Here is a 17,676-nt window from a genome sequence, read left to right as displayed (position 1 = left end):
CTACCCGTTACTTCGACTGGAGTCGTTACGATGCTACGCCGCCCGCTGCGCCTTTCTCTGCCTATTGCCCTTGCTGCCCCCCTACTGCTTGCTGGCTGTTTCGATGAACAGCGCGACACCGCCTCATCAGAAGCTGGTGAGCGGATCAGCCTGGCCATGCTGCAACCACCTCGCTCGGGATTAACCCCCCTTTCCGACGATGCTTTCAAACTGTCGCGCTGGAGCGCAGCAGAAACCCTGATTCGACTGGATGACAGCAGCGACCCACAGCCATTTCTGGCCACCGAGTGGGAGCAGCTCGATGCCAACACATGGCGGTTTGTGATTCGCGATGGAGTCACCTTTCATGATGGCACAACCCTGACAGCTAACGACGTAGTGAACGCTCTTACTGCGGCCACCAAAGCCGCCCCGAAGCCACGCATTTTAGACGGCGTGAACATGACCATCGAAGACGATGGTGATAACGCGGTGGTTGTGCGCACAGAAACCGATGACCCGCTGATTCCCAACCGCCTTTCAAGCCCGCAACTAGCGATTCTGGCCGCCAGCGCCTATGGCGAAGATGGCCGGGTTAACCCCATCAAAGCGGGTACCGGCCCGTTCGTATTAACAGAGATCAACGGCACTACCAGCGCACATCTAGACCGCTTTGATGACTACTGGGGCGAGCCCGCCAAAGTGGCCGGTATTGATGCTGATTATGTCCCCGACGGCACCGCTCGAGCGGCAGCCTTGAGAACCGGCGCGGCAGATGTGGTTGAAGCAATTCCAGTCTCCCAGGTGGCGCTGCTTGACCCTGAGTTAGTCCACGAAGTGCCCATGCCACGCACCAATACGCTTTACCTGAATACCGAATCAGGCCCAATGACCGACCCCGGCCTTCGCGCAGCCGTCCGCGAAGCGGTAGACCGCTCCGCTATTGTGAATACCGTTTACGAAGGGCGCGCGGATATCGCCGAAGGGTTGCTCGGCCCGGCGCTAGCGTGGGCAAGCAACTACCGCACCCCGCTTGAAGATCGCACCTTACCCACTGAGCCAAACGGCACTGACATCACCCTAGCGACTTTTACTGACCGCGCCGAGCTGCCCGAAGTGGCTGTACTGCTTGAACAGCAGCTGACTCGTGCGGGCTTTAACGTGACCCAAGAAGTGCGTGAGTACGCGCATATAGAAGCAGACGCCTTAGCCGGTGAATTTGACGCCTTTATTCTTTCGCGTGCCACCGTCCTCGACTCCGGCGACCCGGTGGCCTATATGTTCAGCGACTTCGCTTGTGCGGGCTCTTTCAACATCGCCCAGCTGTGTGACTCCACCGTCGATGAAGCGCTGGCCAATGCCGCCATACTGCCCACCGGAGATGAGCGTCGTCAGGCAATTATCGAGGCGGAAGCGGCTATTTTACGCACTGATGCGGCCATTCCGATGCTCCACGAGCGCGTTATCCAGGGCGAGTCGGCGCGGGTCTCAAATGCCGAGCGCGACCCCCGCGAGCGCATGCTAATTACTGAAGAGACCACCATTGTCGCCGACAGTGGCTCCTAAGGGTACGCCACGCATGACAACCGCAATACCGCTGCGCCTATGGCGCAGCTTGCGCATCACGGCCTTTATTCCGCTGCTCTCACGTTTGCTAACGTTAGCCGGTGTGGTGGTGCTGGTCGGGCTACTGCCATGGTTATCCGGCAGAGATCCAGCGCTGAGCATTTTGCGAGCGCGCTCTGCTGAGCAGGAAGCCACGCCCGAAGCCTTAGCAGCCATTCGTGCTCAGTTAGGCCTTGATCTTGGCCCCTTCGAAAAGCTACAGAGCTGGCTGATGGGCCTGCTGCATGGCGATGCAGGCAATTCCTGGATCTCCGGCGCACCCGTGCTACCAGGTATGTTAAAAAGCGCCCAGGTATCACTTACACTAATGACCTTTGGCATGCTGGTAGCGATAATTACCGCTACGCTTATCTGCCTACCCGTTGTACGGCGTGGCTTGCGAGGTCAGGTCAGCCGTTCTTCCGGCGCCATTGGCGCAGCATTAACAGCTCTACCTGAGTTTCTACTTGCTTCACTACTGCTAGTGGTGTTTGCGGCATGGCTAAACTGGCTACCGCCTTACGGCTGGCGAGGTTTTAGCTATGCCCTATTGCCCGCCTTCGCGCTGGGCCTTCCGGCAGGCGGTCTATTGGGCCGCTTGTTTAGCGATGGCCTTGCAGCCACCTTCAGCGAGCGCTGGGTCGCTACCTGGAACGTAGCAGGCTTTTCACGCAGCCGAATTGTCATGGCCGCACTGCGACGCACTTTACCCAGCCTGATGCCTCAGGTCGGCATGGTGATGGTGGGTCTGACGGGCGGAGCCATTGCCGTCGAACAAGTATTCTCTATTCCAGGCCTGGGCCGTGCAACGCTTGGCGCAGCATCGGCCCAGGACCTACCCGCTCTACAGACCGGCATTCTGATTCTGCTGATTATTGCCATTATATTAGGCAATTTGGCCAATATCGGTCGCGTACTGTTACTAGGCCGTGCTTTTCAGCTTGGGGCACTGCCCGTGGCGCATAGTGAGCAGAATATTCCTCGCAGGGCATGGGTTGTACCCGCCATCGCGATATTACTGCTCTTTGTGCTAATTGTAGCGGGGATTGGCCGCGACCCGTTTAGCTCTGCGTTTATGCGCTTAGAGTCACCAAGCTTTGCGTTACCATTAGGCGCCGACGGCACTGGGCGCGATATTTTGGCACGGGTGGCTCACGGCGCGCTGTCCACCATGGGCATGGCAACAGTCGTCGTCTTCTTTTCGCTAGTCATAGGGCTACTGATTGGACTAGCTCCCAAGCTAGCCACTGGTCCTATTGAAATCACCAAGGCAACGCCACCCACCATTGCGGGGTTAATTGTCGCGGGGCTAATAGGGCCAAGTGCTAGCGGCGCGATCATTGCGGTAACAGCCGTAGCTTGGGCTCCGCTTGCAGCGCACACAGCGGCACTGGTGGCAGAAGTGAAAGCCCAGCCTCACGTTCGCATTACGCCAATGCTAGGCGTGGGGCATTTCCGTTTAATGAGCCGCTACATCTTACCGGCAGTACTTGGCCCAGTATTTCGCCACGCCATGCTGCGTTTACCCGGTGTGGCGCTGGCCTTGGCAGCGCTTGGCTTTCTCGGCCTGGGGCCACGTCCACCTTCGCCAGAGTGGGGATTAATCCTTGCCGAAGGTATGCCCTATATTGAGCGAGCGCCTTGGGCGGTGCTGATTCCCGCATTAGCACTGATTTTGCTATCGGTACTAGCGGTGTCACTTTCAAGTATTGTGGGCTTGCGCAAGCTACCTCGCTAAGATCATCAAGCGCAAAAATAGAAGACGTAAACAGCCCCAAACAAAACGGGCAGCCATTTGGCTGCCCGTTTTGCTTTAATCCAGTTAAGCGGTGTTACTCTTCGTCAGTCGCCAGTTGCATATGTTTTTGCAGATAATTTTGAATACCCACTTTATCAATCAAACCTAGCTGCGTTTCGATATGGTCGATATGACTTTCTTCATCTGCAAGCAGGTCGCGCAGTAGATCACGAGTCACGTAATCCTTAACGCTTTCACAATAGGTAATCGCTTCGATGTAGTCGTTGCGGCCGTCGTGCTCGATTTTCAAATCACTTTCGAGCATTTCTTTTACATTTTCGCCGATATGCAGCTTACCTAGATCTTGAAGGTTAGGAATGCCTTCAAGGAACAAAATACGCTCGATTAGCTTATCGGCGTGCTGCATCTCTTCAATAGACTCATCGTATTCCCACTTAGCAAGCTCTTTAAAGCCCCAGTCTTTGTACATTTTGGCATGCAGAAAGTACTGGTTGATGGCTACCAGTTCATTGCCGAGGGCGATATTGAGATGCTGAATAACTTTGGGATCACCTTTCATGACGTCACCTTTCTTAGTGTGCAATTACGCTAACTAGAGAGTATAGGCCATAAATAGGCTTACTCCCAACGATGCTGGGAGTATATAGGAAGCAATTAAAAACTCAAAAAAATCATATATTTGCTAACGATAACTTAAACAATAGTGATTCGCGTCACACAGCGTAAGCGAGACTCATATCCGCTTCGCAACGCGCCTCTTGAACCGCTTCGCGGGTAAGCGATTTAGCAAAACAGGCGCATTTTCCGCACTGGGTTCCACACCCAGTAGCTTCGCGTACTTCTCGCCAGCTGCGCGCTCCGTCGCTAACGTGCTGGCGAATCTGATGGTCGGTTACTCCCTTGCACACGCAAACGTACATGGCAACACCTCATAAAGATCATGAGATGAATGTAAATGATTCGCATACATCTTTTCAAGTAGAAATGGATGCTTTTTGGTAGCCATTCGTCTTAATAAAAATGAGCCATATGATAACGTCTTGTCATAGCAATATTTTTAGCAAAAAAGGCGATGAAATTATTTTTTCGGTAGCACCACCGTTTGCGTATTAGAGGCGATATCTGGCCAACTTCTACGCTGCCGATCAAATAAGACCCACCAGTAACCAATGCCAAACGCGGCCAGAGAAAGCCAGGCTGCCACGCAGCGAATTAGGCTTTGCTTAAGCGTAATCGCATGGCCATCGATCGTTTGCACTCTCAGCCGCCACGCTTGCATGCCTAGCGTCATGCCGCCGCGCCGCCAAGAGTAGACAAAGAACAGCGTGACAAAAAACAGCAGCATCAATCTAAGGCTCCAGATATCAAACGAGGTTGTGCCTATCTCATCTGCCTGCTGCCCCAACACAAACCGAAAAAATGCCAGATGAGCCACCGTTACCGTGATCCAAATGGCCGTCACCAAAAACCCGTCATACAACATCGCGCCCAAACGGCGGCTTAACCCAGCAGGCCAAACGCTATCTAATTCGGTAAAGCGTCGAGGGCTCGTTACATTGCTCATCTTCTTTCACCTATCGCAGCCCCAACTAGCCGTTGCGGCGTAAGAAATAAATACCCACCACCGCACAGGCAAGGGTTGGTACCAACACCGCCCACACCGGCGAAAAACCAAAGATGGTTGATGCAGGCGCCAGCAGGTCTTGCACATACTTAAAAACAAGACCGGTCACCACGCCATAAAACACGCGCGTACCTGCGGCCACCGTTCGCAACGGGCCAAACACAAAGGAAGCGGCGATTAATACCAGCGATCCCATCGTTAGCGGCATCAGCACTTTTTGCCAGAAATAGAGCAGCGGCTGGTCAGCTTGGAGGTTTTGGCTTTGCAAAAAGTTGGCGTACGCCCACAGCTCACTAGGCGCTTGGCTCTCGATATCACGCAGCAAACGTTCCAATTGGGTGGGCGTTAACGCCGTATCCCAACCCGCATGTTGCTGATACTCCGATTCAGTATGGTCATCAAAAATACGCGTAGTCGTAACGCCTTCCAGCTGCCATGCACCGTCTTCCCAATGCGCACGATTCGCATGGGTAGCCTCAGTTAACCGACGCTCATCAAAACGATAGCGTGTTAAATCCAGCACCACGTTATCCGCACGAATAGCACCAAAGCGGTAAACGCTTTCTCCTTCGAACTGCCAGCCACTCCGGCTAGTTAGCTGCGCCCCTTCCCCCTGGCGCTGCTCTAGACGCCACGCCTCGGCAAATTGCTCCGTGCGGGGAGATACAAATTCGGCGACCAGCAGCACCACCACGACCACTAATAGCACTGGCTTCATGACCCCCCAGACAATCCGCGCAAGGGATCGCCCAGCGGCACGCATGACGGTTAACTCGTTGCTGGAAGCCATACTCCCTAAGCCAATCAGTGCGCCAATCAACACCGCCACTGGCGCGTACTGATAAAATCGCCAAGGCAGACGCATTCCCAGATAAATCAACACATCTAACGCGGTATAGTTACCTTGGGTGTCGCCTAAATCACCGATATAGGCGATGGTGATGTCCAAGCCCAGCAACACAAACTGAACAACAATAATGGCCGCCAATACATTGCGGGCAATATAACGATCAAGGCGATCAGCAAGCATGAGTTAGCCCCTTCATTAGCGCATTCCTTTACGTTGCGAGTGCCATAGCAGCAGGCAGCCAAGCGCCAAAAACAGCCCGTGTACCGGCCAAACCCCAAGCGCAACTGCCAGCGCGCCGTTGCCGATCGCATCCACCGCGGCCAATAGCAGACTTAAATAGGCGACATAAAGAAAAACGGCAGGCAGCAATTTGGCAAACCGTCCCTGTCGAGGATTTACTCTGGAAAGCGGCTGAGCTAGCAATGCCAAAACAAACACCATAAGCGGCAAACCCGCACGCCACTGAAACTGCGCTTGGGCACGAGGACTAGGGTCGCTCCACAGTTCAGCCGTGGTCGCGTACTCTAATGAATCCAGCTCTTGTCGATTCCGGCTCAAGCCCAGACGCAGTGTGTAGCGTTCGAACGTCAACCGTTCGGCAGCTTGTTTACCTGGCGTTACACCATAGCGCTCGCCATCTTCCAGCACTAGAAAACGGCTGCCGGTTTCCATGCTGGTTTCTTGATAGCCAGAACCTGCCCGGGTCACGTAGCTATGAGTCTTTTCCGCCCCAGCTACGGGCTGCTCATGAACCAGCACCTCCTGCATTTCAGTGCCATCACTGCTGAAATCGCTGATGTAAGCGGTACGCCCTCCACCGAAATCTTGGAAACGCCCTGGCGCCAGTACTGACACATCCAATCGGCTGCGCTGCTCTTCAAGCGCGGCCTCAGTTTGTAGCGCGCCCGCAGGTGTTAGCCACAAACTACAAAAACCCACCAGCACTGCCACGACTGAAGCAGGCAACAGCGTTACTCGCAACAGCCGCATAGGGCTCATACCACAAGCCACCATTACGGTAATTTCGCTGTTCATATAAAGCTGACCATAGGCCAGTAATATCCCCAGGAAAAAAGATAGCGGTAGAATCAGCTCCATAAATCCAGGCAGGTGAAAAACCATGAGGCTGCCTAAGATAGTGACAGGAATATCGCCCTCTGCCGCATCAGAGAAATAGCGAATAAAACGGCTGCCCATGATGACCAGCAGCAAAATTCCAGCCACCGCTGACATCGTCAGTAATACTTCGCGAGTTAAGTACCGAAATAAAATCAACGCACTCTCCGGCTAGTAGCGCAGGTTGCAATGCAATGCGCCCATGGCTTGGGTACACTAATCAAACTGTTATCAAAAAAGCCTGTTATCAGAAACCTGTTATCAGAAACCTAAGTAACGGGGCATTATCCCGAATCACTCGATGCTTGTCTTGTTGGAGACGTCATGGAATTTTCCGTTCAGACCGCGAACCCAGCCAAAGCCGAAACGGCTTGCCTCGTTTTGCCTGTCTTTAAAGGTAGCGACTTATTGCCCGCCGTCGCCAAATTAGATGACGCGAGCGAGCGGCTAATTGGCCAGTTGCTTGACCGTGGCGACTTTGATGCCACGCTGGGCAACGTTCAACTTGTCCCCTTTGCGCCGGGCCTGGGCGCTGAACGTTTATTGCTCGTTGGCCTGGGCGAACGCGCAAAATGTCAGGAAGCAGCGTTTATTAAAGCCCTAGACGCCGCCATGGCAGCGTTGACCAAGCTGCCCATTGATGAAGCTAGCGCTACCTTTACAGACGTTCCTCTAGAAGATCGCGATACTGCTTGGAAAGCCCGTAAAACCCTCGAAGCGGCTGAGCGCGCCATTTACCGCTTTGACCAGTTCAAAACATCACCCGCAAAAGCCCCCAGCCTGGCCAAGCTGAACCTCATCGTCAGCGATGCCGACGAAGCCCCCATGGCCAAACAAGGAGCAGCGCTGGGTACCGCCATTGGCCAGGGTATCAACGTCACTCGCACCCTAGGTAACTTGCCAGGCAATGTCTGTACACCGCGCTATTTAGCCGAACAAGCCGAACAGCTGGGCCGCGAATCCCAAGGCGCCCTTGAGGTTGAAATTTTAGATGAAGAGGCGCTAGAAGCGCTGGGTGCTGGTTCACTGCTTTCTGTTGGACGCGGTAGTCAAGAACCGACTCGCCTGATCGTGATGAAATACCAGGGGGCGGAAAGCCCTGAAGAAGCACCCCATGTGCTCGTGGGCAAAGGCATCACCTTTGACACCGGTGGTATTTCGCTGAAGCCCGGCGAAGGCATGGATGAAATGAAGTTCGACATGGGCGGTGCGGCTAGCGTATTCGGCACCGTAAAAGCAGTGCTCGCCATTAAGCCCAAGCTAAACGTGGTGTTTATTGTTGCCGCCGCTGAAAACATGCCTGATGGTGCGGCCACTAAACCCGGCGATATTATCAAAACCTTGAAGGGCTTGACGGTTGAAGTGCTCAACACCGATGCAGAAGGCCGCTTGGTGCTGTGCGATGCGCTTACCTACGCCGAGCGTTTTACCCCGGCCAGCGTGGTTGATATTGCCACCCTCACTGGTGCTGTCATTATTGGCCTTGGCCACCATGCAACGGGCCTGCTTTCCAACGATGATGACTTGGCACTTGACCTGCTGGACGCTGGCGAAGCAGCTTGGGATCGTGCTTGGCATCTGCCGCTATGGGATGAGTATCAGGAACAGCTTGATTCTAATTTCGCCGACTTGGCCAATATTGGTGGCCGCCCGGCAGGCACCATTACGGCAGCCTGTTTCCTATCACGCTTTGCCGACCACTTCCCCTGGGCGCATCTGGATATTGCCGGTACCGCCTGGCACTCCGGCAAACAAAAAGGCGCTACCGGCCGCCCAGTAGGACTGCTCACCCAGTACTTGCTTGATCGTGAGGCCGATGCACAAGTAGAAAATAGCGACGGCTAACATCACAATCAGGCGATCAACGGTTGCCATTGGTTGACGTAAACGTTACATCTAAGGGCATTAGCGTACGTACTGTTTTCAGGGCGTACGCTACACCAAATAAACACTAACACTTGCCCTTCGGGGCCAGGCTATAGCGGAGAGAATACGCCGTGCCCACAGCTTCAGACACCCAGCTTGAATCACACTTTGAAATACTGCCGTCCAATCAACCGATGGCTGATGAGATTCGTGACAACATTCTACAAAACCCAGGTTTTGGCAAGCACTTCACTGACCACATGGCCCATGTCCGTTGGACAGTCGACGCCGACTGGCACGGCCATCAAGTGCGCCCCTATGGCCCGCTCACCCTCGACCCAGCGGCCTCTGTGCTGCACTACGGTCAGGAAATTTTTGAAGGCATTAAAGCGTATCGCCATGCCGATGGCTCTATCTGGACATTCCGCCCAGAGAAAAACGCCGAACGTTTTCGCCGCAGTGCCCGCCGATTAGCGTTGCCGGAGCTTTCCGATGAAGATTTTATCGGTTCACTGAAAGCGCTGCTGGCCCAAGACCACACCTGGGTACCTACACCTTCCAGCGATGCCGACGAGTGCAGCCTCTACCTGCGTCCGTTTATGATCGCCTCCGAAGCCTTCCTAGGCGTACGTCCGGCCCATGAAGTGGACTACTACGTGATTGCCTCACCGGCGGCGGCTTACTTCAAGGGCGGCATTGAGCCGGTGTCTATCTGGCTCTCTTCCCACTACAAGCGTGCAGCCCCTGGCGGCACCGGCTTTGCCAAGTGCGGCGGCAACTATGCAGCCTCCCTGGCAGCCCAGAAAGAAGCCGCCGCAAACGGCTGCAGCCAAGTAGCGTTCTTAGACGCCGCTGAAAACAAGTGGATTGAAGAACTAGGCGGTATGAACCTATTCTTCGTTTATAAAGATGGTCGTTTAGTGACGCCCCGCCTCACCGACACCATTCTGGAGGGCGTTACCCGCAACTCTGTGCTTACGTTGGCAAAAGATGCGGGCCTAACACCGGAAGAGCGTCCCATCAGCATCGATGAATGGCGCGAAGGCGCTGCGTCTGGTGAGATTACTGAAGTGTTCGCCTGCGGTACGGCAGCGGTCATTACCCCGGTCGGCGAACTGGTCACCGAAAACGAGCGTATTCGTTTACAAGGCGATGGCAACAATGAAATTGCCAAGCGCATTCGTAAAACGCTGCTTGATCTGCAATATGGCCGCAGTGAAGACAAATACGGTTGGCTCACCCGGTTGGTATAAATCAGTTGGTATAAATCAACTGGTATAAACCGACACCCTACCGCCGCTAGCTGCGGTGGTAGGGAAAGGTTTTGAAAAAAGCGGAAACCGCTGGAGCCTTCAATGGCACGTATTGATTTTTATATCCTTCCTGACACCACCCTGGAAGCGCGCCTGCAGTTTGCTTGCAAGCTAGCAGAAACCATCCACCGCAAAGGCTATCGGTTGCACCTGCATTGCGAAGATAAAGCCCTGGCCGAACAGGCCGACGAGGCCCTTTGGCAGTTCCGTGAAGATGCCTACCTCCCCCACGCGCTGGAAGACAGCGACATGGCCGCCAGCGTGCCGATAACGCTAGGCTGGCAGCAACTCCCGGTGCCAACGCAAGAAACCGCTCTACTGAACTTGCACCCCGACATTCCCGACGGCGTGGAGCGCTACGCCCGCATTGCCGAAATCATCAATCAGCACCAACAAGTACTGGTCGCCAAACGTGCCTGCTGGCAACGCTATAAAGAAATGGGTCATGAAGTGGTGCCGCATAAGTTGGGGTAATCTTTCTACCATCTGGCCACTGATGCATAACCACTTACACTAGCGCCATACATAACAACAACTCAGCGGAAGAGTCACTCAATGCGCTTTCCCACTCGGCTTGCATCCACTCAATCTTCCCATGCTTTTTTAGCGCGCGCCCCGTTGGCGGTGATTGTCATTGCCCAGCTGTTTGGAACATCGCTCTGGTTCAGTGTTAACGGCGTTGGGCTGGCGCTTCAACAGGCCGTTGGTTTGAGTGAAAGCGACCTGGGGCTGCTCACCATTGCGGTGCAAGCAGGCTTTATTACCGGCACGCTGTTGATTGCTACCACTGGGCTTGCCGACCGCGTCCGTGCCAGCCACTTGTTTGCTATCTCGGCGATAGCAGGCGCGCTGATTAATGCCGCGTTTATTGGCGTGGCCGAGAGCGTCAGCTTAGCGGTAGCAGCACGCTTTTTGGTCGGGCTGTGTCTTGCCGGTATTTATCCGCTCGGTATGAAATTGGTGGTGAGCTGGACACCCAACAACGCAGGCGCGGCGCTGGGCTGGTTGGTCGGCATGCTGACACTGGGCATTGCCTCGCCCCACTTACTGCGCGGTCTAACGCTGCACTTGCCATGGCAGTGGCCGCTGTTGCTGGCCTCTGGCCTGGCACTGCTCGCCGCACTGATGATTTTTAAACTAGGCGTGGGGCCACACCTGCCCGCCAAAGCTAGCGGCGGACGCCCCTGGGCAGGACTGGCTGCCTTCAGGCAAAAGAACTTTCGCGCCGCGGCGCTGGGCTACTTTGGTCACTGCTGGGAGCTATACGCCCTGTGGGCGCTGGTACCTTTTTTAGTTACTAGAGAGCTGGAGCGCCTAAGCGCAGCGCCGGGCCTTCAGCCATGGCTCAGCTTTGCGGTGATTGCGTTGGGCTTACCTGGCTGCGTATGGGCTGGCCGCTGGAGCCGCCGAGTGGGCAGTGCGCGAGTGGCCGTTGTGGCGCTAGCGACCTCCGGCACGCTTTGTTTGCTCTATCCACTCTTAGGTGGCACTTCACCCTGGCTACTGCTAACCCTGTTAGGAATTTGGGGTATTAGCGTGATTGCCGACTCAGCGCAGTTTTCCGCGCTGGCGTCAGCCGCCGCCCCACCTGAGCGTCTCGGCGCGGCGCTAGCCATGATGAATGCCATTGGCTTTGGCCTAACGATTCCGTCTATTGCCCTAGTCACTGCTCTTTGGGTAAGCCAAGGCCCCTGGGTGATATGGTGGCTACTACCTGGCCCAGTGCTTGGATTAATCGCCATGCGTGGGCTCTCTTCAAGTAAATGATTAGCGCGTGTTCTTGGTATGGTGGCCGCCTTGTTATCACCACCACAAAGGTTTTCCTATGGCCCACGCTGCCCACTGGGTGCCGCTTGACGTTAAGCGCCACGGCGGTTTGATGTGGCAACGTTTTACTGCCTACCATTTTGCTCAGCACATTACCCAGGCAAGCCTTGCAGAAGCCGAATTACGCCATGCGGCCGCTAGTTTTCCAGTTGGGTTCACCCAAACAGCATCAGGCTGGCAGGCCGTCGCACTATTGGGGCTGCGCGATGAACAAAATCTCATCGTCGATAGCCAAGGGGGCTGGCGCGCGGCGTATGTGCCTGCCGCCCTGCGAAGCCACCCCTTCGGGCTGCATGCTGAATATCCTGAAAAGCTATGCATCGACCAGCATTCGCCTTTTGTGGTGGCGCGCCTGGATGCCGAGCCTTTCTTTAACCAACACGGCGAGCTAGCCAGCTTCCCCCAACAAGTACTGGCTTTTCTCCAGCAGCGGAAAGCAGGTTGCCAGCGAGTTGCACAGCAGCTTGATGCATTGGCCAATGCCAAGCTGCTCACGCCTTGGCAGCCAGAAGGCTATCAAGGCAGCGCGCCGCTATATCAAATTGATGAGCCCGCTTGGAAGGCGCTATCCGCTGAACAAATGGGGCTTTTCTGGCAATTGGGTGCCGTTCCTTTAGTGTACGCTCAGCTCATATCCCAACGGCAGCTTGGCGTACTTCGCAGCCTCCTTCAGCGGCCGACAACATCGCCGCCAGAAGCAAACGCTTCCCGCCCCCTTTCCGAGTGGCAAGAAACGTTTAGCAGCGAAGAACGCTATCAATGGCCGGATCTCTCTTAATTGGGTGCCAAGCACCGACGTTATTCAGGAACGTGAATGTCTTTTAATGTTGATACGCGGCCACGCAAACGGCTATTACTAAGCAGCGTGGCCGCTGCGTTTTTGCTGGCAAGTCCATTACTGGCCGCTCAAACGGCGCTTGATGAACCGCTTCCTGAGGCTGCGCCACTGCCCGCCTCATCGCTGGAAGGGCCGGCATTTTCGCCGGAACTAACGCAACTATTAACGCGCTTTCGCTGGCAAACGGGTCAGCCAATGGAAGCCACCCCTGCGCTAGGTGCGCTACGCCAAAAAATCCAACAGGCGCTAGAGCAACAGCCTCGAATTCTGGCGCAACGCTCGCGTGAGCGTGAGTCGGTGCTGCAAATTGATGAAGTGCGCGCCGTACGCCGCCCTCAGGTGAACGCTGGGCTTGAGTACCGTAACGACTTGCAGCGCACTGAATCACTGCCCGACCGCGGCTCACGTGTTGACGCGGTCATTACGCTCAGCCAGCTGTTGGTAGATTTTGGCGCCAGCGGCGAACGCATCCGCGCTGCCGATCTTAGTGCTGAAGCGGCTTACTGGCAGTCCCACGCCAGTGTCGAAGAAGAAGTCCTCTACGCCTTGAATGCCTACTTGGATGTTGCCCGTGTTAGCGCTCAGCGCCAGCTAGCTGAGCACAATCTGCAGCAGCATCAGCGCATTTTTGAAGACGTTCAACTTCGCCGCGAGGCAGGCGCCGGTTCGCGAGCCGATGTACTACGTGCCCAGAGCCGCTTAAGCGACGCCAACTCGCGGCTAATCTCTTTAGAAGGTGAGTTAGCCAGGGCGATTAACGTCTACCAAGAAGCGTTCTTTACCCAGCCCGACGAGCTGGCCTTGCCCCAAGGCGGGGCGCTACTAAGCGAGACCAGCGCCGACCAACTGCTGGATAACGCCCTTGCCCGTAACGCCTCGCTGCGTAGCCAAACCCTGGCCAGCGAGGCCAGCGAAGCCGACGCTCAAGCTACCCGTAACGCCCGCTTGCCTAGCCTGAGCGTAGCCGTGGAAGGTCGTCAATTCGATGTGAATGAGTTCAACGAATCGGATAATGACGTGGCGCTGTTATTTAATCTTGATTACACGCCCTATAGCGGCGGCGCGACCTCATCGCGCATTGCCCAAGCGGTTGAACGTCAGCAGCAGAGCCAATTTGAACGCCAAGCCTTGCATCGCGAGCTGGAGCGGGAAGTACGCTCTGCCTATACCGACACGCGCACCCGCCTAGCGGAGCTTGAAGCGCAAACCGCCACGCTTGCCGCTGAAGAAGAAGCGCTACTGGCCTACCGCGATCAGTTCGCCGTAGGAAGAAGCAGCATTAACGATTTGTTGGACGCCCAGCGGGATCTGTTCCAAACCGCGCTAGAGCTGATTAATCGCCGTGTGCGCTGGGAACAAGCTAGCTTTCAACAGCTCGCGGTAACCGGGCAGCTACTCGATGTGATGGAGATTTACCTTGAACGCCGCTAATCCCCACACGGATGCCCTTGAGCAATGCCTGACCTTTGTGGCGGCTCGGCTTGAGCTGCCGGTCTCAGAAGCGGCTGTACGCGCCCAACGGGTAGGCGCAAACACCCCGCTCACCCCCGACGGCTTTATTGATGCTGCCGAGCGTCACGGCATGGTCGCGGCGCTGGGTGAACACGCGTTGGCAACGCTGGGTAACTCGCTGCTGCCAGCGGTCGCGCTGCTAAAAAACGGGCGCGCCGTGGTCATCATTGAGCGCATTGATGTTGAGCGTTTTGCGCTGTTCGATCCGGCATTAGGCAAACAGCCGGTCGACACCGCGTTAAGTGCCCTTCAAGCAGAGTACATCGGCCACCTGATTGCGGTGCGCGCCCGCTACCGGCCGGTAACACTGAATAGCGAGCCAGCCATACAAGGCGGCCACTGGTTTTGGAGCGCCCTCTCGTCTAATCGTTGGGTGTACACCCAAGTGGTGATTGCCGCTGCGCTAACCAACTTCCTTGGGCTAGCCACCTCACTGTTTATTATGGTGGTTTACGACCGCGTATTGCCCAACGAGGCCATTGAATCGCTCGTCGCGCTAACCGTGGGTGTGAGCATCGCATTGCTGTTTGATTTTGCGGTAAAAACGTTGCGCCAACTGTTTATTGAACGGGCGGGACAAGAAGCTGATCTGCGCATGGGCAGGCGCATTTTTGACCATGTACTCAATCTACAAATGAGTGCCAAGCGAGGTTCTACTGGCGGGTTTGCCAACACCCTTCGGGAATTTGAGTCGTTGCGCGATTTCTTCGCCTCAGCATCGCTGGTAGCCCTCGTCGATTTGCCGTTTATTTTCCTGTTTATCGGCGTGATTTATCTGATTGGGGGCCCGCTCTTTATGGTGCCGCTGATTGCCGTGCCGTTGGTACTGCTGATTGGCCTGGCGGTGCAGCCCTTTCTTAAACGCCTTTCCGGCCAAGCCTTCGAAGAGAGCCGTTCCAAGCAGGGCGTGCTGATTGAAGCGGTAGCAGGGCTGGAAACCATTAAAGCCAGTGGCGCTGCGCCAATGATTCGTCAGCGCTGGGAAGAGAGCGTTCAGCAGCAATCTAACGTGGGCCGTAAAGGCCGCTCAATTCAACAATTTGCCCTGAATGCCACCGCGTTCGCCCAGCAAGCCGCTCAGGTGAGTATTGTGGTGTATGGGGTATTTTTAGTCGGCGACGGGGTGATTTCCATGGGCGCAATGATTGCCTGTGTGATTCTCACCGGACGGGCACTCGCGCCGCTGGCGCAGCTGGCTCAAACCATGACCCGCATTAACCAAGCCCGCACCTCTTACCGTGCGCTCGACCAACTAATGAATATGCCTTCCGAACGCCCCGCTGGCCGTCACTACTTAAGCCGCTCTTCTCTGGAAGGCAAAATCAGCTTGCAAGATGTGAGCTTCCGTTACCCAGAGCAAACCACTGCGGCACTGGCCAATATCAACCTGACGATCGAGCCTGGAGAAAAAGTTGCGCTACTGGGCCGCGTGGGTTCCGGCAAAAGCACCCTGGCGCGGCTACTGCTTGGTATTTATCCGCCCGAAAAAGGCGCGGTACTGGTAGATGACACCGATATTCGCCAAATTGACCCTGCGGATTTACGTCACAACATTGGTAGCGTGTTGCAAGAAGCGTGGCTGTTTTCTGGCACCGTTCGCCAGAATATTGCGATTGGTGCTCACCACCCTACCGATGAACAAATTCTCCAGGCGGCCAAACTGGCCGGTGCCCACGACTTTATCGCCCGCCACCCCCAGGGCTACGACATGCCCATTGGTGAGCGCGGCGAAGGGCTTTCCGGTGGCCAGCGGCAGCTCATCTGCCTTGCCCGCGCGCTGCTGGGTGCCCCGCCGATGTTGCTGATGGATGAGCCAACCAGTGCGATGGATATTCAAACCGAAAAAGAAGTGATCTCACGGCTAAAAGCCGCTAGCCAATCGCAAACCCTGGTCGTCGTGACGCACCGTACCAGCCTGCTAGCACTGGTGGATCGGGTAATTATTGTTGATCAAGGCCAGATTATTGCCGATGGCCCTAAGGCCCAGGTGATGCGCCCCGTTGAAGCAGCGCCCCACCGCACGCGTGAAGGAACAGCATTGTGAGCCGCCCGACGTCCCAGCTTGATTTTGAACACTTTGTACGCCATGGCCGCGCCAAACGCCCAATTGCCAGCAGCCTGCTGCTACTCACCATTATTGGCTTTTTACTGATTGGCTTCTTATGGGCTTATCTCACGGAAGTGGACGAAGTGACTCGAGGGCAAGGCAAAGTCGTGCCCTCGCGCAGCCTGCAAGTAGTAGAAAGCCTGGAAGGCGGCGTGGTGACCGAGATTAACGTACGCCGTGGGGATACGGTCGAACAAGGCGACACGCTGATGGTGCTTAGTGGCGGCACGCTGGAAGGCGACTACGAAGAGAGCTTACAGCGCCTGCGTTCGTTACAACTGCGCTTGCAACGCCTGGAAGCCGAAATCAACCAAACGCCGCTGGCACTCGATGATGCACTCAGCCAAGGCGCACCTAGTGTGGCTGCGAGCGAAACCCGTCTGTTTCATGGGCGGCAGTTGGAGCTAAGCGCGGAACTTCAAGTATTAGAACAGCAGGGCTATCAGCGCAGTCAGGAGAAAGCTGAGCTCGAAGCCGCGTTAAACACCGCCCGTTCCGGCGTGCAGCTGGCCGAACGAGAGCTCGCCATCATTCAGCCACTGGCTCAGCGCGGTATTGAACCAGAAACCTCGCTGCTGCGCGTGCGTCAATCACTCAACGAGCTGCGCGGCGAGGTAGCCCGCCAACAAAGCGCCGTTGCCCGCGCAGAATCTTCCATCGCTGAAATTGAAGACCGCAAAGCAGCCGCTCGCAATGCCTTTGAAGCCGATGCGCTCGCTCAACTGGCCGAAGCGACCTCACAGGTCGCAGAGCTACAAAAGACACTTCCCGGCCGAGCAGACCAGGTGGCACGCACCACCATCCGCTCGCCAGTCGCAGGGGTTGTTAATCAAGTGCATATTAGCACCGTAGGTGGCGTAGCAGGCTCCGGTGAGCCGCTCGTAGAAGTCGTTCCTGCCGATGACGCCTTGGTCGTAGAAGCGCATATTCGCCCCTCGGATATCGCCTTCCTCTACCCCGGCCAGCCAGTAAAGGTAAAACTAACGGCCTACGACTTTGCCCGTTACGGCGGCCTGGATGGCGAGCTGGTCACTATTGCCGCCGACGCTGTCCAAATGCCCGAAAGCGGTGAGTTGATGTACCCCGTTGAGGTGCGCACCGACGGCTATCTCTATGACGCCGATAATGAACCGCTGACCATAATTCCCGGTATGGTGGCGGAAATCGATATTCTCAGCGGTAAGCGCAGCGTATTGGACTACCTCATGGAGCCCGTGGTGAAAGTACGCGACCGCGCCCTGCGCGATTAACCGCTGTGCGGTTTCATCAACGCCCCTGAC

The 17,676-nt window shown here is 55.8% G+C and carries 15 protein-coding genes; 10 read left to right on the top strand and 5 right to left on the bottom strand.

Annotation, left to right across the window (positions count from 1 at the left end; all coding sequences use genetic code 11):
* Positions 1 to 30 precede the first annotated feature (30 nt).
* Positions 31 to 1,545 (top strand): ABC transporter substrate-binding protein, encoded by a 1,515-nt coding sequence (locus B6A39_RS02805; RefSeq protein WP_083001110.1) that lies wholly within the window; start codon positions 31 to 33, stop codon positions 1,543 to 1,545.
* Between the two features lie 13 nt (positions 1,546 to 1,558).
* Positions 1,559 to 3,322 carry an ABC transporter permease subunit gene (locus B6A39_RS02800; RefSeq protein ID WP_083001107.1) on the top strand — a complete coding sequence of 588 codons (1,764 nt, stop codon included), beginning with the start codon at positions 1,559 to 1,561 and terminating at the stop codon, positions 3,320 to 3,322.
* 94 nt (positions 3,323 to 3,416) lie between these two features.
* On the opposite strand, the gene bfr is transcribed toward B6A39_RS02800, so the two are convergent.
* From bfr to lptF, 5 genes are all read right to left on the bottom strand, one after another.
* A complete protein-coding gene (gene bfr, locus B6A39_RS02795; RefSeq protein ID WP_009724215.1) occupies positions 3,417 to 3,902 on the bottom strand; it encodes a bacterioferritin in 486 nt (161 codons plus the stop codon).
* Positions 3,903 to 4,056: 154 nt separating this feature from the next.
* Positions 4,057 to 4,263 (bottom strand): (2Fe-2S)-binding protein, encoded by a 207-nt coding sequence (locus B6A39_RS02790; RefSeq protein ID WP_083001105.1) that lies wholly within the window; start codon positions 4,261 to 4,263, stop codon positions 4,057 to 4,059.
* Between the two features lie 158 nt (positions 4,264 to 4,421).
* On the bottom strand, positions 4,422 to 4,907 hold the full coding sequence (locus B6A39_RS02785) for an RDD family protein (RefSeq protein ID WP_083001103.1): 486 nt from the start codon (positions 4,905 to 4,907) through the stop codon (positions 4,422 to 4,424).
* A gap of 25 nt (positions 4,908 to 4,932) precedes the next feature.
* Positions 4,933 to 5,997: an LPS export ABC transporter permease LptG gene (gene lptG, locus B6A39_RS02780; protein WP_083001101.1), complete on the bottom strand. Its 1,065-nt coding sequence runs from the start codon at positions 5,995 to 5,997 to the stop codon at positions 4,933 to 4,935.
* A gap of 15 nt (positions 5,998 to 6,012) precedes the next feature.
* Positions 6,013 to 7,092: an LPS export ABC transporter permease LptF gene (gene lptF / locus B6A39_RS02775; RefSeq protein WP_083001099.1), complete on the bottom strand. Its 1,080-nt coding sequence runs from the start codon at positions 7,090 to 7,092 to the stop codon at positions 6,013 to 6,015.
* 165 nt (positions 7,093 to 7,257) lie between these two features.
* Between lptF and B6A39_RS02770 the strand changes: the two genes are divergently transcribed.
* From B6A39_RS02770 to B6A39_RS02735, 8 genes are all read left to right on the top strand, one after another.
* Positions 7,258 to 8,778, top strand: a complete 1,521-nt coding sequence (locus tag B6A39_RS02770; protein ID WP_083001097.1) for a leucyl aminopeptidase — start codon at positions 7,258 to 7,260, stop codon at positions 8,776 to 8,778.
* A 152-nt stretch (positions 8,779 to 8,930) separates the two neighbouring features.
* Entirely contained in the window at positions 8,931 to 10,052 is a 1,122-nt protein-coding gene (locus tag B6A39_RS02765) for a branched-chain amino acid aminotransferase (protein ID WP_083001095.1), read from the top strand.
* A gap of 102 nt (positions 10,053 to 10,154) precedes the next feature.
* Positions 10,155 to 10,586 (top strand): DNA polymerase III subunit chi, encoded by a 432-nt coding sequence (locus B6A39_RS02760; RefSeq protein ID WP_083001094.1) that lies wholly within the window; start codon positions 10,155 to 10,157, stop codon positions 10,584 to 10,586.
* Between the two features lie 81 nt (positions 10,587 to 10,667).
* Positions 10,668 to 11,879 (top strand): MFS transporter, encoded by a 1,212-nt coding sequence (locus tag B6A39_RS02755; protein ID WP_083001092.1) that lies wholly within the window; start codon positions 10,668 to 10,670, stop codon positions 11,877 to 11,879.
* 58 nt (positions 11,880 to 11,937) lie between these two features.
* A complete protein-coding gene (locus B6A39_RS02750) occupies positions 11,938 to 12,717 on the top strand; it encodes a SapC family protein (RefSeq protein ID WP_083001091.1) in 780 nt (259 codons plus the stop codon).
* Between the two features lie 36 nt (positions 12,718 to 12,753).
* On the top strand, positions 12,754 to 14,208 hold the full coding sequence (locus tag B6A39_RS02745; RefSeq protein ID WP_038481276.1) for a TolC family protein: 1,455 nt from the start codon (positions 12,754 to 12,756) through the stop codon (positions 14,206 to 14,208).
* Positions 14,195 to 16,333 (top strand): type I secretion system permease/ATPase, encoded by a 2,139-nt coding sequence (locus B6A39_RS02740; RefSeq protein ID WP_083001089.1) that lies wholly within the window; start codon positions 14,195 to 14,197, stop codon positions 16,331 to 16,333. Before B6A39_RS02745 ends, B6A39_RS02740 begins: the two co-directional genes overlap by 14 nt.
* Positions 16,330 to 17,646 (top strand): HlyD family type I secretion periplasmic adaptor subunit, encoded by a 1,317-nt coding sequence (locus tag B6A39_RS02735; RefSeq protein WP_083001087.1) that lies wholly within the window; start codon positions 16,330 to 16,332, stop codon positions 17,644 to 17,646. Before B6A39_RS02740 ends, B6A39_RS02735 begins: the two co-directional genes overlap by 4 nt.
* Positions 17,647 to 17,676 lie beyond the last annotated feature (30 nt).

Origin of the sequence: Halomonas sp. GT (assembly GCF_002082565.1) — a bacterium.
In the GTDB taxonomy this organism is placed as follows: Bacteria; Pseudomonadota; Gammaproteobacteria; order Pseudomonadales; family Halomonadaceae; genus Vreelandella.
The sequence above is the reverse complement of the archived record's forward strand: the minus strand, read 5'-3'. Positions and strand labels throughout refer to the sequence as shown.

Bases quoted from the DNA above. Each gene is read 5' to 3' on its own strand.
- B6A39_RS02750 (WP_083001091.1), top strand. From the start codon at position 11,938: ATGGCCCACGCTGCCCACTGGGTGCCGCTTGACGTTAAGCGCCACGGC.
- lptG (WP_083001101.1), bottom strand. From the start codon at position 5,997: ATGCTTGCTGATCGCCTTGATCGTTATATTGCCCGCAATGTATTGGCG.
- B6A39_RS02755 (WP_083001092.1), top strand. From the start codon at position 10,668: ATGCGCTTTCCCACTCGGCTTGCATCCACTCAATCTTCCCATGCTTTT.
- B6A39_RS02745 (WP_038481276.1), top strand. From the start codon at position 12,754: ATGTCTTTTAATGTTGATACGCGGCCACGCAAACGGCTATTACTAAGC.
- B6A39_RS02785 (WP_083001103.1), bottom strand. From the start codon at position 4,907: ATGAGCAATGTAACGAGCCCTCGACGCTTTACCGAATTAGATAGCGTT.
- B6A39_RS02790 (WP_083001105.1), bottom strand. From the start codon at position 4,263: ATGTACGTTTGCGTGTGCAAGGGAGTAACCGACCATCAGATTCGCCAG.
- B6A39_RS02805 (WP_083001110.1), top strand. From the start codon at position 31: ATGCTACGCCGCCCGCTGCGCCTTTCTCTGCCTATTGCCCTTGCTGCC.
- B6A39_RS02760 (WP_083001094.1), top strand. From the start codon at position 10,155: ATGGCACGTATTGATTTTTATATCCTTCCTGACACCACCCTGGAAGCG.
- bfr (WP_009724215.1), bottom strand. From the start codon at position 3,902: ATGAAAGGTGATCCCAAAGTTATTCAGCATCTCAATATCGCCCTCGGC.
- B6A39_RS02770 (WP_083001097.1), top strand. From the start codon at position 7,258: ATGGAATTTTCCGTTCAGACCGCGAACCCAGCCAAAGCCGAAACGGCT.
- B6A39_RS02800 (WP_083001107.1), top strand. From the start codon at position 1,559: ATGACAACCGCAATACCGCTGCGCCTATGGCGCAGCTTGCGCATCACG.